The organism is Saccharopolyspora sp. NPDC045839 (genome assembly GCF_056431645.1).
In genome coordinates this window covers 44,180-59,080 of sequence record NZ_JBWKKH010000004.1, presented here as the reverse complement: position 1 = coordinate 59,080, position 14,901 = coordinate 44,180, and the positions used below count along the sequence as shown (strand labels likewise).

14 protein-coding genes are annotated in these 14,901 nt (G+C 69.1%); 4 read left to right on the top strand and 10 right to left on the bottom strand.

Features of this window, described 5'->3' with window-relative positions:
- Positions 1–91 precede the first annotated feature (91 nt).
- The 4 genes from qcrB to ctaE form a co-directional block, all read right to left on the bottom strand.
- Complete coding sequence (gene qcrB / locus AC07EQ_RS07605; RefSeq protein ID WP_478387174.1) at positions 92–1,744, bottom strand: cytochrome bc1 complex cytochrome b subunit; 1,653 nt, start codon at positions 1,742–1,744, stop codon at positions 92–94.
- Positions 1,741–2,865, bottom strand: coding sequence for a cytochrome bc1 complex Rieske iron-sulfur subunit (gene qcrA / locus AC07EQ_RS07600; RefSeq protein ID WP_358570382.1), 1,125 nt, complete (start codon positions 2,863–2,865; stop codon positions 1,741–1,743). The genes qcrB and qcrA overlap by 4 nt, the downstream gene beginning before the upstream one ends.
- Positions 2,862–3,668, bottom strand: coding sequence for a cytochrome bc1 complex diheme cytochrome c subunit (gene qcrC, locus AC07EQ_RS07595; protein ID WP_478387172.1), 807 nt, complete (start codon positions 3,666–3,668; stop codon positions 2,862–2,864). Before qcrC ends, qcrA begins: the two co-directional genes overlap by 4 nt.
- A 107-nt stretch (positions 3,669–3,775) precedes the next feature.
- Positions 3,776–4,384 (bottom strand): aa3-type cytochrome oxidase subunit III, encoded by a 609-nt coding sequence (gene ctaE / locus AC07EQ_RS07590; protein WP_478387450.1) that lies wholly within the window; start codon positions 4,382–4,384, stop codon positions 3,776–3,778.
- A 148-nt stretch (positions 4,385–4,532) separates the two neighbouring features.
- On the opposite strand from ctaE, the gene AC07EQ_RS07585 reads away from it, so the two are divergent.
- From AC07EQ_RS07585 to trpD, 3 genes are all read left to right on the top strand, one after another.
- Complete coding sequence (locus AC07EQ_RS07585; protein ID WP_478387170.1) at positions 4,533–4,931, top strand: hypothetical protein; 399 nt, start codon at positions 4,533–4,535, stop codon at positions 4,929–4,931.
- Between the two features lie 88 nt (positions 4,932–5,019).
- Entirely contained in the window at positions 5,020–5,427 is a 408-nt protein-coding gene (locus AC07EQ_RS07580) for a response regulator (protein WP_132482761.1), read from the top strand.
- Positions 5,428–5,553: 126 nt separating this feature from the next.
- Positions 5,554–6,612 (top strand): anthranilate phosphoribosyltransferase, encoded by a 1,059-nt coding sequence (gene trpD / locus AC07EQ_RS07575; protein ID WP_478387449.1) that lies wholly within the window; start codon positions 5,554–5,556, stop codon positions 6,610–6,612.
- A gap of 336 nt (positions 6,613–6,948) precedes the next feature.
- On the opposite strand, the gene AC07EQ_RS07570 is transcribed toward trpD, so the two are convergent.
- From AC07EQ_RS07570 to ctaC, 3 genes are all read right to left on the bottom strand, one after another.
- Entirely contained in the window at positions 6,949–7,233 is a 285-nt protein-coding gene (locus AC07EQ_RS07570) for an Lrp/AsnC family transcriptional regulator (RefSeq protein WP_132482756.1), read from the bottom strand.
- A 201-nt stretch (positions 7,234–7,434) separates the two neighbouring features.
- Entirely contained in the window at positions 7,435–7,833 is a 399-nt protein-coding gene (locus AC07EQ_RS07565) for a cytochrome c oxidase subunit 4 (protein WP_132482754.1), read from the bottom strand.
- A gap of 42 nt (positions 7,834–7,875) precedes the next feature.
- The gene (gene ctaC, locus AC07EQ_RS07560; RefSeq protein WP_478387167.1) at positions 7,876–8,814 is read right to left on the bottom strand and encodes an aa3-type cytochrome oxidase subunit II; all 939 of its coding nucleotides are present in this window, start codon (positions 8,812–8,814) and stop codon (positions 7,876–7,878) included.
- 276 nt (positions 8,815–9,090) lie between these two features.
- Between ctaC and asnB the strand changes: the two genes are divergently transcribed.
- The gene (gene asnB, locus AC07EQ_RS07555) at positions 9,091–11,019 is read left to right on the top strand and encodes an asparagine synthase (glutamine-hydrolyzing) (RefSeq protein ID WP_478387165.1); all 1,929 of its coding nucleotides are present in this window, start codon (positions 9,091–9,093) and stop codon (positions 11,017–11,019) included.
- A 158-nt stretch (positions 11,020–11,177) separates the two neighbouring features.
- Here the strand turns inward: asnB and AC07EQ_RS07550 are convergent, their stop codons facing one another.
- The 3 genes from AC07EQ_RS07550 to AC07EQ_RS07540 form a co-directional block, all read right to left on the bottom strand.
- On the bottom strand, positions 11,178–12,023 hold the full coding sequence (locus tag AC07EQ_RS07550) for a M23 family metallopeptidase (protein ID WP_478387163.1): 846 nt from the start codon (positions 12,021–12,023) through the stop codon (positions 11,178–11,180).
- Positions 12,024–12,085: 62 nt separating this feature from the next.
- Entirely contained in the window at positions 12,086–13,672 is a 1,587-nt protein-coding gene (locus AC07EQ_RS07545; RefSeq protein ID WP_478387161.1) for a glycoside hydrolase family 13 protein, read from the bottom strand.
- Between the two features lie 107 nt (positions 13,673–13,779).
- On the bottom strand, positions 13,780–14,802 hold the full coding sequence (locus AC07EQ_RS07540; RefSeq protein WP_478387159.1) for a LacI family DNA-binding transcriptional regulator: 1,023 nt from the start codon (positions 14,800–14,802) through the stop codon (positions 13,780–13,782).
- Positions 14,803–14,901 lie beyond the last annotated feature (99 nt).

Sequence of the window (14,901 nt, the reverse complement as noted above, 5' to 3'; positions counted from 1 at the left end):
CCGGAGAACGTAGTCGCCTCTAGCCCGCCGCGCCCCCGGAAACGACGAGGCCCGGCACCCTCTCGGGTACCGGGCCTCGCTCGTACTCGCCTTACTCGGTGGGCTGCTGCGGCTTGCCGGCCGTCAGCTCGCGCTCCGCGTCGCGGGCCACGTCGTCGTGCCGAGCGCGCTCCAGCGCTGCGGTCTCCTCGGACGGGTCCGGGCTGAGCAGGCTGCCCTTCACCGGGTGGCCGGCCGCGCCGAGCTTGTTCATCTTCTTCGGCACCGGAGCGCCCTGGTAGGGCAGCGCCTCCGGGTGACCGTGGTCGTCCACCGGGCCCAGCGGCTGGTGGACCTCGATGAACTCGCCGTGCGGCAGGCGCTTGATGATGCCCGTCTCGACGCCGTGGTCCAGCACCTCGCGGTCGCTGTGCTGCAAGCCCAGGCAGACCCGGTAGGTGATGTAGTACGCCAGCGGCGGGAGCACCAGCAGGCCGATGCGGCCGGCCCAGGTCATCGCGTTCAGCGAGATGTTGAACTGGAACGCGACGATGTCGTTCGCACCCGAGATCATCAGCACGCCGAACAGCGTCAGCGCCATCATGCCGAGGCTGGTGCGGACCGGCGCGTCACGCGGCCGCTGGAGCAGGTTGTGGTGCGCGTTGTCCTTGCTGAGCTTGCGCTCGATCATCGGGTAGGCCATCAGCAGCGTGAACAGGATGCCCATGCCGATGACACCAGCGAAGAACACCGGCGGAACCGTGTACGGCCCGAGGTAGAGCTCCCACGCGGGCCAGATCCGCAGGATGCCGTCCGCCCAGATCAGGTACCAGTCGGGCTGCGAGGCCGCCGACACCTGCGAGGCGTTGTACGGGCCGATGTTCCAGACCGGGTTGATCTGGAAGACGCCGGCCAGGATCGCGCAGACGCCGGTGACCAGCGCGAAGAACGCACCGCCCTTGAGCGCGAAGGTCGGCATGATCCGGACGCCGACGACGTTGTTCTCCTTGCGCCGCACGCCGGGGAACTGGGTGTGCTTCTGGTACCAGACCAGCGCCAGGTGCACCGCGACCAGGCCGAGCATGACGCCCGGGATCACCAGCACGTGCAGCACGTACAACCGCGGGATGATCTCCGTGCCCGGGAACTCACCGCCGAACAGCGCCCAGTGGATCCAGGTGCCGAGCACCGGGATCGACAGCACGATGCCGGAAAGGGTCGCCCGGATACCGGTGCCGGAGAGCAGGTCGTCCGGCAGCGAGTAGCCGAAGAAGCCCTCGAACATGCCCAGCATGAACAGCAGGGCACCGATGGTCCAGTTGCTCTCGCGCGGGCGGCGGAACGCACCGGTGAAGAACACCCGGAACATGTGCGCCGCCATCGCCGCGACGAACAGCAGCGCCGCCCAGTGGTGCAGCTGGCGGATGAACAGGCCGCCGCGCACCTCGAACGAGATGTTCAGCGTCGTCTCCATCGCCCGCGACATCGGGACGCCCTGGAGGTTCTGGTAGACGCCGTTGTAGACGACCTCCTCCATGGAGGGGTCGAAGAACAGCGTCAGGTAGACGCCCGTCACGATCAGGATGATGAACGTGTAGAGCGCGATCTCCCCGAGCAGGAACGACCAGTGCGTGGGGAAGACCTTGTTGAGCTGCCGCCGCATGCCCTTGGCCAGCTGGAACCGCGAGTCGAGCTCGTCGGCCGCCGTGGCCACCTTGCGGTACGCAGCGCTCTCCGACTTCGTCGGTCGAGTGATCGAACTCATGCGTTACGCTCCCAGTATGCCGGGCCGACCGGTTCGATGAAGTCGCCCTTGGCCACGAAATAGCCCTCTTCGTCCACCGCGATCGGCAGCTGGGGCAGTGCCCGGGTGGCCGGACCGAACACCGGTTTGGCGTAGGTGTTGACCACGTCGAACTGCGACTGGTGGCACGGGCAGAGCAGGCGCCCGGTCTGCTGCTCGAACAGCGAGGTCGGGCAGCCGACGTGGGTGCAGATCTTCGAGTAGGCGTAGTAGTCGCCGTAGTTGAAGTCTTCCTGCCCCTTGCGCTTGACCGGCTGGCTGCCGGGGCGAAGCCGGATCAGCATGACCGGCGCGTCGCCCTTCTTCATCGAGGCCTCGAGCTCGTGCTCGTCGTGCCGCATGGACTCGCGGAACGGGAAGACGGTCTCGAAGCCACCCGCGTCGATGTCCTCCGGCCGCAGCAGGGAGATCTCGTGCGGGTTGCCGGTGTTGCGGCGCAGGTAGGTCTTCTCGCCGTTCTCCGACAGCCACTCGGTGTGCTGCAGCGACTCCGGGCCCTCGGTCGCCCACGGGTTGCGGACCAGGCCGCCGATCGCGAACACGCCCGCGCCGACGCCGAACGCACCGGCGCCGAAGCCCGCGGTGCGGCGGATCATCGACCGGCGGGAGATGCCGCTGCGGACGCCCGAGTCGGCGAGCAGCGCGGCGGTGGTCTGCCGGTCGACCTCGTCGGAGCCGTGACCGTCGTGCCGCTGCTGGACGGCGACCTCGTGCGGGATGAACTTCTTCTGGTACTGCACGACGCCGATGCCGACGGCCAGGATCGACAGGCCGAAGAAGAAACCGATCAGCGGGTTGTACAGCGAGTAGATGAAGTGCGCGCGCTCGTCCGACGGCGGCTGGTAGCTCCACGGCCAGAACACGAAGACCGCGATGAACGCCAGCGCCGACAGCCCGGCGAGGGTGAACCAGGCGGCGACCGCGCGCTCCGCGCGGCGCTCGGCCCGGGTCCCCTGGACGGGGAAGTTGTCCCGGTACTCGACGAGCTCGACGTCGTCGAGCGCCAAGCCCAGCCGGACCTTCTCGTCGCGGCTCATCTCGGCCAGTTCGGCCTCTGTGTATTCCTTCTTCTGCTCACTCATGCCCTGGCTCCGATCCACAGGGTGAGGCCGATCAGCGCGCCGAGCCCGACCACCCAGGCGATGACGCCTTCCGGCCCTGGCCCGTAGCCGCCCAGGTCGTTGCCACCCGGGTTGTTGTTTCCGTCGGTGACCGACTTGATGTAGCCGATGATGTCCTGCTTCTCCTCCGGCGTGAGCTGCCGGTCCGAGAACTTCGGCATGTTCTGCGGGCCGGTGAGCATCGCCTCGTAGATCTCGCGCTCGGTGGCCTCGTGGAGGTTCGGCGCGAACTTGCCGGAGGACATCGCGATGCCGCGCCCGGTGAAGTTGTGGCAGGACGCGCAGTTGAGCCGGTAGAGCTCGCCGCCGCGCGCGGTGTTGCTGCCCTGCAGAGCCTCGCCCGTCTGCTTCGGCGACTCCGGCCCACCGCCGTAGGTCTGCACGTAGGCGGCGAGCGCGTCGATCTCTTCCGGGTTGAACTTCGGCGGCTTGCGCGTCGCCTGCGCTTCCTGGCGGACCATCGGCATCCGGCCGGAGGCGACCTGGAAGTGCACGGCGGCCTCGCCGACGCCGACCAGGCTCGGGCCGCGGTCCTGGACGCCCTGCAGGTTCGAGCCGTGGCAGGAGATGCAGGCGTTGTTGTAGAGCTGCTCGCCCTGCCTCACCAGAGCCGGGTCCGCGGCGGCGTGCGCGGTCTGCGGCTCGGGAGTCACGACGGTGTACAGCCCACCGGCACCCACCAGCGCGATGCCCAGCGCCAGTACACCGGAGATCCGCCGCTTAAGCTTCGAGCCCGCGCGGTTCCGTTTCTTGTTGGTGGTCATGAGAGCGGCAACCCTTGCTGTCCGGTTCGGGGTGTTCGGTTTCGACCTCGTTCGAGAAGCCGATCACAGGGACCTTGCTTCATGGGCCAAGGACCCTGCTTCATCCATCAGGGGACGAGGTAGATCACGGCGAACAGCCCGATCCACACGATGTCCACGAAGTGCCAGTAGTAAGACACCACGATGGCCGCGATGGCCTGGGCCGGCGTGAACTTGCTGAGCTTCGTCCGGATGATCAGGAAGACGAAGGCGATCAACCCACCGATGACGTGCAGACCGTGGAAGCCGGTCGTCATGTAGAAGACCGTGCCGTAGGCCGAGGACGCGATCGTGGTCCCGTGCTCGACGAGCTGCGAGTACTCGTAGCCCTGCCCGAAGACGAAGATCGCACCCATGATCAGGGTGATCACGTACCACCGGCGGAGGCCGAAGACGTCACCCCGCTCCGCCGCGAACACGCCCCACTGACAGGTGAACGAGGACGCCACCAGGATGATCGTGAACGGGAGGGCCAACGGGAGGTTCAGGTGAGTGGGCGCTGGTGGCCACGCGCCCTCGTTCTGCGCCTTCACCGTGAAGAACATGGCGAAGAGCCCAGCGAAGAACATCAGCTCGCTGGCCAACCAAACGATGGTGCCTACGCTGACCATGTTCGGCCGGTTCAGCGAATGCACGCGTTGACTGATTGAGGGCGCTGCCGTTGTCACGCGACGCATTATGTCTTGCACGTTTTCCCCTCGCGCCCTCGGGTCCGGCCGTCCGCCGGAGGGTGATCGGATTGCAACCCGGAGGTAACGCACCGTGAAAGGCATCCGCGCGAGCTGGTCGGCCTTCAAAGCGGGCCGCCGCGCCCGGAACAGGCCCGTGATCAGCATCGACGACCCCGGCCTGGAGATCGTCGTGACCGCGTTCGACGAAACCGAGGCGGCCTCGGCCGTCCTCGCGCGGTCGGCCCGCTGGCACCCCGGACTACCTGCGGTGTTGCGCCACCACCTGGCCCTCCCGGCTCACTCGATCGAGTCGGCAGGGGCCCTGCTGGACGCCGACGGCTGGTCCGTTCGCCCTGGTGGGCGCGGTGAAGAGCACGCGGCGCCGGGCCTGACCGCACTGATCGCGCTCCGTGTCCAGCAACTCGATGCGTTGCATTGCTCACAGGAGAGCTCCCGGATGGCCGGTCTCGCCCAGCGGCACGGCGGCGAATCCTTCGGCTGGGACGCGCTGCAACCCGCCGCGGACCGGCCGGGCAGATCGACTTCCGGTTGATCGATTTGCCCGGGCGGCTACTGTTCGCCCCGGTCGGGCCGATAGCATCCGACGGACCCATCCTGCGCCGACCAGCGAGGAGCTAGTGATGAGCACACCGACCACGAACGTTCTCGTGTTCAGCCATCGCCCCGAGGTCCGGGAGGCGATCATCACAGCGATCGGGCGCCGCCCGGCCCCGGATCTCGCGCGGCTGCACTACGTCGAGGCCGGCACCGTCGCGGACGTGCTCAGCGAGGTCGACGCGGGACGCGTGGACCTGGTGATCCTGGACGGCGAGGCGCAGCCGACCGGCGGCATGGGCGTGTCGCGGCAGCTGAAGAACGAGATCGAGCAGTGCCCGCCGGTGGTGGTCGCGGTGCGCCGCAAGGACGACCGATGGCTGGCGACCTGGTCCCAGGCCGACGCGGTCCTGGTGCACCCGCTGGACCCGCTCGCCGCCGCGGAGACGGTCGCGGAGGTCCTGCGCTCGCAGGGCAAGCCGGTACCCGCCTGACCGCGCGTTGCGGGATGATTTGCACAGCGGCGCGGCCACCCGGGCGGGAGGCATCGTCGCTGCGGGGCGCGCGGCCCCGGGCCGCCGCTCGCTGAAGACCCGCTCGCTGAAGACGGAGTGAAGAACGTGGGAACCAAGGCGGGAAACTGGGCGGGACTGCTGGGCAGCCTCGTCGCGGGTGAGGATCTCTCCGCGGAGGACACCGCCTGGGCGATGGACCTGATCATGTCCGGCGAGGCCAGCCCGGCGCGGATCGCGGCCTTCGTGGTCGCATTGCGGGCCAAGGGCGAGACGCCCGCCGAGGTCCGCGGCATGGCCGACGCCATGCTCGCGCACGCCCGGCCCCTGGAGATCACGCAGCGCGCGGTGGACATCGTCGGCACCGGCGGCGACCGCACCGGCAGCGTGAACATCTCCACGATGGCCGCGATCGTGCTCGCCGCCTCCGGCGTCACCGTGGTCAAGCACGGCAACCGGGCCGCCTCGTCGAAGTGCGGCACGGCGGACGTGCTGGAGGAGCTCGGCGTCGCCATCGACCTGGTGCCCGAGGGCGTGCGGCGCTGCATCGACGAGGTCGGCATCGGCTTCTGCTTCGCGCCGGTGTTCCACCCGGCGTTCAAGTACGCGGGCGGGCCTCGCCGCGAGATCGGCATCCCGACGGCGTTCAACGTGCTCGGGCCGCTGACCAACCCGGGGCGGCCGGCGGCCGGCCTGATCGGCTGCGCCGACCAGCGGATGGCGCCGGTGGTGGCCGAGGTGTTCGCCGCCCGCGGCAATTCCGCGCTGGTGGTGCGCGGCGACGACGGCATGGACGAGATCACCACCACGGCCACCAGCACGGTGTGGGCGGTGCACGACGGCACGGTCCGCGAGGACCGGCTCGACCCGCGCGACTTCGGCATCGCCCTCAGCCGCCCGGAGGACCTGCAGGGCGGTGACGCGGTGGTCAACGCGAAGGCGGTTCGCGACCTCCTGGCGGGCGCCAAGGGCCCGGTGCGGGACGCTGTGCTGCTCAACGCGGCCGGCGCGGCCGTCGCCTACGACGGTCCGGGAACGGATCTCAGCGGCCAGCTCAGCGCCGGTTTGGAGCGCGTCGCGAACGCGATCGATTCCGGTGCCGCCGCGGACCTCCTCGACCGCTGGGCGGCCCGCTCCAGCGCTCTCCGCGCCCAGCTCGGCGCCTGATCCGGCGCCTGCGACCGACGCACAGTTTCAATTGAGCCTTTTTCATCCTGGTCGACCCGCAGCCGCGAGCCGCAACGCCGCACGTCGATGAGGTGTCGCATGCGCCGCAGGCGCATAGCCCACCGCCGCAACTGGCACCGCCGCGGGTTCTCAGAGGTTTCCTGGCGAGGACGGCCCCTCCGCCGTGTATTGGGCATACATCAGGAGGGGCACCCACAGACCAGGGAGCCTCTGAGGTTCCGCCACCCGCACCGCCACGCAAATTGAGGTTGGAAAAACCTCATTGAGGTCGTGCCACCACCTAGGTGGACCACGGTTTCAATTGAAACTGTGGGATCACTGGTCTTCGAGGCCGATGGAGAACGCGGCCTCGGTGTCCTTGCGGGAGTAGGAGCGGAACGCGATGTGGGTGTCGGTGCCCAGGACACCCTCGACCTTGTTGATCCGGCCCGGCACGATCTCGGCCAGGTCCTCGTGGCGGGACACCCGCAGCATCGCGATCAGGTCGACGTCGCCCGCGCAGGAGTAGACCTCGTCCACGCCGTCGAGGTCGGCGATCTCCTGGGCCGCCTCGGTCAGGCGGTCGGCGGCGGTCTGGATCAGCACGATCGCGGTGATCACGGCAAAAACCTCCTGCTGCGGGTTCGCGGCCTCGAAGGGCGCTGGAAAAGATCCTATCGGGTTGTTCCGGGATGCGGCGTCAGCCGCATGCGGTGCGGGACTCGGCTCGCACCGCCACGCAGGCCGATCGACGAAATCGCCCCTGAACCGGCGCAGGCCCCCGGGTCCGGTGGACTCGGGGGCCTGCGATCGGTGCGGTCGTCAGTGGTCGCTCTGGCCGGTGTGGTACTCGAACACCAGGCCGGCGACCATGATCAGCACGAAGCCGACGGCGATGACGATCATCCACACGTGGAAGAACGCCAGGGCGAGGCCGGCGAAGGCGGCGGAGGCCGCCAGGCCCACCGGCCAGTAGCTACCCGGGCTGAAGAAGCCCAGCTCGCCGGCGCCGTCGCTGATCTCGGCGTCGGGGTTGTCCTCCGGCCGGTCCTCGATGCGGCGAGCCACGAACGAGAAGTAGCTGCCGATGATCAGGGACAGGCCACCGACCAGGATCAGCGCCACGGTGCCGACCGGCTCCTTGGCCCAGACCCCGTACACGATCGCGGACAGGAAGAAGAAGATGGTGATGTAGTTGAAGATCTTGGATTCGACCTTCATGGAGTCCTCGCTCTCACGCCGTACGCCCTGCCGAGGGCACTCCTACTTGGCCCCGACCTGACCGGACGGCACGCCGCCGGTGCGCTCGGTGTTGAACGGAACGCCGGTCACCGCGTGCGGGGTGCACAGCTCGCCGCAGTTCATGGAGCCGAGCGCCTCGGCGGCGGTGTACGGCTGGCCGGTCTGCGGGTTGACCTGCGTCCGCAGCTGCATGTACCGGTCGAACTTGTCCTGGGACAGCGCCCGCACCTCGAAGTTCATCATCGAGTGGTACGTGCCGCACAGCTCCGCGCACCGGCCGACGAAGGAACCTTCGCGGTTGACGGTGTTCTGGAAGATGTTGTCCTGGTTGTTCTTGTCCGGGTACGGGAAGGTGTCCCGCTTGAAGTGCCACTCCGGAACGAAGAACGAGTGGATCACGTCGGTCGCGGAGATGCTGTACTCGACCCGCTCGTCGACCGGGACGACCAGCAGCGGGATCTCGCTGCTGCTGCCGATGGTGCGCACCGGCTGCCCGTCCGGGGTCTTGTACTCCGGGTAGTTGAACTCCCAGTTCCACTGGAACGCGACCACGTTCACCCGCTGGTCCGGGTTGGCCGGCTTGGCCAGCACCGTGTTCTGGGTGACCGCCGTGAAGTAGAACAGCACGACGACCATCACGAACGGGATCGCCGTGTAGATCAGCTCGAGCGGCAGGTTGTACTGGAACTGCCGAGGGAGCTCCTCGTCGTTCTTCTTCTTGCGGTGGAAGGCGACTGTCCAGAAGATCAGCGCCCACACCATCACACCGACCGCGAGTGCCGCGATTACCGACCAAGTCCACAGGTTCCGCATCGCCTCGGCCTGCGGGGTGACACCCTCTGGCCAGCCGAACCGCAGGACCTCGTCGGTCGTGCAGCCCGTGGCCGCGACACCAACCAGGCCGATCAGACCAGCGACCTTGACCAGCCGTGGCACTCGGGTCCCCTCCTTCAGGCCCACTGCGCGACGCCTCCTCGTGCAAAGCTCTCCACTGCGGCCTGGTGATCGCGGCCTCGTCCTGAGACGACACCGGGGATCTGCCGCCGGAATCCTGCGCAGAGCCTAGCCCAGGTGTAGCCGCGATACTGCTCCGGGGGCGTAGATCGCCCCCAGGCGTCCGGACGCGGCCTCCGCGGGCCCCCGCGCGTGCAGCGCGCGGCCGGACGGACGGCATACTGGGGCGAGCTGTGGGGGGCTGAAGACGACACCGCCGATTCGAAGAGGTGCACCAGACGCGTGTGCGGCCTGCTTGGACTCATTTGTCCCACCGAAGAGAACGCCGGCTTCGCCGTTAACGCGGTGGCCAATGCGCTGCCGTGTCAACGACACCGGGGCCCGGACGAAAGCGACACTTGGCACGGCGGCGAGGTGGTCTTCGGCTTCAACCGGCTGTCGATCATCGACCTGGAGCATTCGCACCAGCCGCTGACCTGGGGCCCGCCGGAGACCCCGCAGCGCTACACCATCAACTTCAACGGTGAGATCTACAACTACCTGGAGCTGCGCGCCGAGCTGATCGAGCGGTTCGGGGCCCGGTTCAGCACCGACGGCGACACCGAGGTGATCGTCGCCGCGTACCACTACCTCGGCACCTCGGTGGTCGGCCGGCTGCGCGGCATGTTCGCGTTCCTCATCTGGGACAACGAGCGCAAGGTGGTCTTCGGGGCGCGCGACCCGTTCGGCATCAAGCCGCTGTTCTACGCGGCCGGGCCGGGTGGCGTGGCGTTCGCCAGCGAGAAGAAGAGCCTGCTGAGCCTGGCCAGCACGCTCCGGATCGCCGAGGAGCTGGACCACAAGGCGCTGCAGCACTACATGGTGCTGCAGTACGTGCCGGAGCCGGAGACGCTGCACCGGCAGATCCGCCGCATCGAGTCGGGCACCTCGTTCACCGTGTCCCCGGGCGGGCAGCTGGTCACCGAGCGGTACTTCCAGCCGAACTTCCAGTCCCGGCCGGTCAACACCGACGCCGACGCGCGGCGCCTGCACGACGAAATCGTCAACGTGATGCGCGACTCCGTCGCCAAGCACATGCGCGCGGACGTCACCGTCGGCTCGTTCCTCTCCGGCGGCATCGACTCCACGGCCATCGCGGCGCTGGCCAAGGAGCACAACCCGAACCTGATCACCTTCACCACCGGCTTCGAGCGGCAGGGCTACTCGGAGGTGGACGTGGCCGCCGAGTCGGCCGCGGCGATCGGCGTCAAGCACGTGGTCCGCACCGTCTCCGCCGAGGAGATGATGGAGACGCTGCCGCTGATCATCTGGTACCTCGACGACCCGGTGGCCGACCCGGCGCTGGTGCCGCTGTGGTTCATCGCCCGGGAGGCGCGCCAGCACGTCAAGGTGGTGCTCTCCGGCGAGGGCGCCGACGAGCTGTTCGGCGGCTACACGATCTACCGCGAGCCGCTGTCGCTGGCGCCGTTCGAGAAGGTTCCGGGCGCGCTGCGCAAGGCGATGGGCAGGGTCTCCACCGCCATCCCGGAGGGCGTGCGCGGCAAGGACCTGCTGCGTCGCGGCGCGCTGAGCCTGGAGGAGCGCTACTACGGCAACGCGCGCATCTTCCGCGACGATCAGCTCCGCAACGTGATGCGCAGCTTCGACCCGGGCGTGTCGCACAAGGACGTCACGGCCGGCCCGTACCGGCAGTCGGCGGGCTGGGACCCGGTGACGCGGATGCAGCACGTGGACCTGTTCACCTGGCTGCGCGGCGACATCCTGGTCAAGGCCGACAAGATGACGATGGCCAACTCGCTGGAGCTGCGGGTGCCTTTCCTGGACCCGGAGGTGTTCCGGGTCGCCAGCACCATCCCGCTGGAGCAGAAGATCACCCGGGAGACCACGAAGTACGCGCTGCGCCAGGCGATGTACCAGGTGGTGCCCGCGCACGTGATCAACCGGCGCAAGCTCGGCTTCCCGGTGCCGATCAAGCACTGGCTGCGCGACGAGATGCACGACTGGGCGCGCAACATCATCCAGCAGTCGCAGACCGACCACCTGCTCGACCGCACGGCGGTGCTGCAGCTGCTGGAGGAGCACCGCTCCGGGGTGCTGGACCACAGCCGCCGCCTGTGGGCGCTGCTGGTGTTCATGCTCTGGCACGGGATCTTCATCGAGGGACGCCTGTCCCCCGAGGTCCCGGAGCCCCACTACCCGGTCCGCCTCTGACGGTTTCCGGCAGCGAACGGCCCGTTCACCTCACCTATCGAGGCGAACGGGCCGTTCGCTTTCGGTCGGCCCGGATGAACGTTCCGCCCGATCGGGGTTCGTGAGCACTTTGGATCGCCATAGCGGCCCAAAGTGCTCACGAGCCCGTGCGCTGCCGGTCAGCCGCAGTGTTCGAAAGGACTGGTGTAGGACTTGTCACCCACCGAGCCGCCCCACTTGACGCAGGTCGTGCCCGCCTCCTGGCGGACCGGGCCCGCGTAGTACGTGAAGTTGCCGGAGTCGGTCACCCGGGTCTTCCCCTGCACCTCGAGGAACGCCGCCGTCGGCGAGGCGGTGCCGAGCGAGGTCGCCTTCAGCGTCACGACGCAGTTGTTCTTGTTCGAGGCGTTGTAGAGCAGGTAGACCGTGCCCGCGCCGGACAGGCCCGCCTCGTCGATCACGCTGTAGCCGGACCCGCACACCTCGGTCGGCGAGTGGGGGTTGCCGTTGCAGTTGTTCTTGCTGGTGAACGACGTGTGGCCGTAGTAGGGCACCGCGACGCCGTTGAGCTTGGCCTTGACCACGGCGCCGTTGAGCCGCTGTTCGTAGTGCAGGTGGGGGCCGGTGACGCCGCCGGTGGCGCCCGCCGTGCCGATCTTCGTGCCGAGGCTCACCTTCTGCCCCACCGACACGCTCTGGGTGGACAGGTGGGCGTAGCGGGTCCGCCAGCCGCTGCCGTGGTCGATCTCGATCCAGCGGCCGTAGCTGACGTTGCCCTCGTTCGCCACCCGGGTCACGGTGCCGGCCGCCGAGGCCAGCACCGGCATCCCGGTGATGCCGGACTTCTGGAAGTCCACCGAGTACTGCGGGTTGTGACCGCTGAAGGTCGCGGCCGTCAGGGTCTGCCCGCACTGGAATGGGACCTGGAAGTTCGGTGCGGCGGACGCGGGCGCCTGCCCGAACCCGACCACGCCGAGCGCGGCGAGCACCACCGCCGCCAGGCCCGTGCCTAATCGTCGAAACATGAACCACCTCCTGTACCAGGGGGATTCATGCGATCACGGCGGGTCGGGCAAGAACAGACCTGTTAGGAGGATTCGTGGTTAATCCTTCCCGTCGTCAGCCAGATCGCGGTGTCGGCTGGCAGCGTCCCGCTCCAGTCGGCCGCGCCGTCGCTGCGCAGCAGCAGGTCTCCCGGCAGGTCCAGCTCGACGGGCGAGGCGCCGAAGTTCACCGCGCACGCGAAGTCCGGTTCCCGGCGGAAGATCAGCACGTCTTCCGGCGCGTCGAGCCACTGCAGGGTGCCGTCGCCGAGCGCCGGATTCCCGCGCCGCAGGGCCAAGGCTTCGCGGTAGGTCCGCAGCACCGAGCCGTCGCGGACGTCCTGCGCGGCCACAGTCGACTCCGCCCACTCCCCCGGCGCCGGGAGCCAGCCGTCCACTGAGCTGAAGCCGAACGGCGGCCGCTCGCCGGACCACGGGATCGGCACCCGGCAGCCGTCGCGACCCCGATCGGTGCGGCCGGAGCGCTCCCAGATCGGGTCCTGCCGCACCTCGTCGGGCAGGTCCAGCACCTCGGGCAGGCCGAGTTCCTCGCCCTGGTAGACGTACACCGAGCCGGGCAGGGCGAAGCTGACCAGGGCGGCGGCGCGGGCCCGCCGCGTCCCCGGCTCCCCGTCGCCGTAGCGGGTCACCGGTCGCTCCACGTCGTGGTTGCCGAGCACCCACGTCGTGGTGGCGCCGACCCGGGCGGTGGTGGCCAGCGATTCCTCGACCACGGTCCGGAAACCGGCCGCCGACCACGGCGCTTCCAGCAGCGCGAAGTTGAACGCCTGGTGCAGTTCGTCGGGCCGGACGTAGCGCGCCAGCCGCTCGCTGGTCGACGCCCACGCCTCGGCCACTCCGATGCGCGCGCCCTCGTAGGAGTCGAACAGCTGCCGCCAGTCGCGGTAGATCTCGTGCACCTCGTCCTGGTCGAAGTACGGGAGTTCGCCGCGCCCCAGCAGGGAGATCTGCTTGTCCAGCCCGGTGTCCGGCAGGTCCGGGTGCTTGATCATGCCGTGCGCGACGTCGATCCGGAAGCCGTCGACGCCGCGGTCCAGCCAGAACGCCAGCACCTTCCGGAAATCCGCGCGCACCTGCTGGTTGCGCCAGTTCAGGTCGGGCTGCTCCGGCGCGAACAGGTGCAGGTACCACTGGCCGTCGGCGAGCCTGGTCCACGCCGGACCGCCGAAGATGGATTCCCAGTCGTTGGGCGGGAGTCCGCCGTCCGCGCCCCGCCCGTCCCGGATGACGTAGCGGTCCCGGGCCGCGGCGCCGGGGGCGGCCGCCAGCGCCTCGGCGAACCACGCGTGCCGGTCGGAGGTGTGGTTGGGCACCACGTCGACCAGGACCCGCAGCCCGAGCGAATGCGCCTGCGCGAGCAGCTCGTCGAAGTCGGCCATCGTGCCGAACATCGGGTCCACGTCGCAGTAGTCGGCCACGTCGTAGCCGCCGTCCGCCATCGGGGACGGGTAGAACGGGGTCAGCCACACGGCGTCGACGCCGAGCCGCACCAGGTGCGGTAACCGGTCGCGCGCCCCGGCCAGGTCTCCGATGCCGTCGCCGTCGCTGTCGGCGAAGCTGCGCACGTAAATCTGGTAGACGACCGCGTCCCGCCACCAGTTCTGCGACATCTCTGCTCCCCTCTTCGAACTTGCTTCCGGTCGTGCCTTCGGTCGGGTGCGCGCGGGCAGGTCGGCGGGGAGCGGCGATTTCGCGCGAAATCGCCCACCCTTCGCGGTCAGATCCGCCGGGTGGATTCCCTGGCGATGAGGGTCGGGCGGAACATGCGGCTGAAGCCCGCCGAGACGCGCCCCGGCTCGTCCGGGTCGAGCTGCCGCGCGAGCTCGTCGACCGCCGCGGCGGCCATGTCGTGGATGGGCTGCGCCAGCGTGGTGAGCGCGGGCTGGCAGTACGCGGCCAGCGGGATGTCGTCGAAGCCGACCACCGAGAGGTCCTCGGGAGTGCTCAGCCCGCGGCGCTTGGCTTCGCACATCGCCCCGAGCGCCATGACGTCCGACGAGCAGAGCACCGCGGTCGGCCGCGGGCCGTCGAGCAGCCGGCCCATCGCCTCGGCACCGCCCTCCGCGCCGAACGGCGCGTTCGCGACGAGCTCCGCGACCGGTTCGACGCCGGCTTCCTCCAGCGCCGCGGCCCAGCCGGCCCGCTTCAGCCGGGACGGGAGCGCGCGGGCCGGGCCGCTGACGAAGCCGACCCGCCGGTGGCCGAGTTCGAGCAGGTGCGTCGCGGCTGCGTAGCCCGCGAGGTGCTCGTCGACGGTGATGTCCGGGACGTCCAGGCTCGGCGCGCCGCCGTTGACGAACACCATCCGGACGCCTTCGGCGCCGAGTTCCTCGTAGTAGTTGCGGCTCTTGCGCTCGTCGTTGTCCGGGTTGGCGATCTCCGGCGACACGAAGATCATGCCCTCGACTCCCCGCGCCACCAGCATCCGGACGTACTCCCGCTCGGTCATCGCGGCGCGCGTGTTGCACAGCAGGGTCGCGTAACCGGCCAGCGCGGCGCGGCTTTCCAGGGCTTCGGCGAAGGCCGGGAAGACCGGGTTGGACAGTTCCGGCACCAGCAGGCCGACGACGCCGGTGCGGCGCAGAGCGCCGACGCCGCGCGCGGTGTGCGGCATCTGGCTGAGCACTTCGAGCACGCGCTGCCGGGTCTCCTCCTTGATGCCGGCCTTGCGGTTGAGCACCCGGCTCACCGTGGACACGCTCACCCCTGCCGCCTGGGCGATATCGGCCAGACCCGCCACTGCTCCGCTCCTCCGCACCGGGACCGTCTGCCGCCACAATCCTGCACACGGCCGAAATATTTTGCAATCGTCGCGCAACTCAGCTCGCCGCTCCGCGAC

What these genes read in the sequence shown, in the direction of transcription:
- ctaE (WP_478387450.1), bottom strand. Translation starts at nt 4,384, where the DNA reads ATGCGTCGCGTGACAACGGCAGCGCCCTCAATCAGTCAACGCGTGCAT.
- qcrA (WP_358570382.1), bottom strand. Translation starts at nt 2,865, where the DNA reads ATGAGTGAGCAGAAGAAGGAATACACAGAGGCCGAACTGGCCGAGATG.
- qcrC (WP_478387172.1), bottom strand. Translation starts at nt 3,668, where the DNA reads ATGACCACCAACAAGAAACGGAACCGCGCGGGCTCGAAGCTTAAGCGG.
- AC07EQ_RS07545 (WP_478387161.1), bottom strand. Translation starts at nt 13,672, where the DNA reads ATGTCGCAGAACTGGTGGCGGGACGCGGTCGTCTACCAGATTTACGTG.
- qcrB (WP_478387174.1), bottom strand. Translation starts at nt 1,744, where the DNA reads ATGAGTTCGATCACTCGACCGACGAAGTCGGAGAGCGCTGCGTACCGC.
- AC07EQ_RS07565 (WP_132482754.1), bottom strand. Translation starts at nt 7,833, where the DNA reads ATGAAGGTCGAATCCAAGATCTTCAACTACATCACCATCTTCTTCTTC.
- AC07EQ_RS07550 (WP_478387163.1), bottom strand. Translation starts at nt 12,023, where the DNA reads ATGTTTCGACGATTAGGCACGGGCCTGGCGGCGGTGGTGCTCGCCGCG.
- AC07EQ_RS07580 (WP_132482761.1), top strand. Translation starts at nt 5,020, where the DNA reads ATGAGCACACCGACCACGAACGTTCTCGTGTTCAGCCATCGCCCCGAG.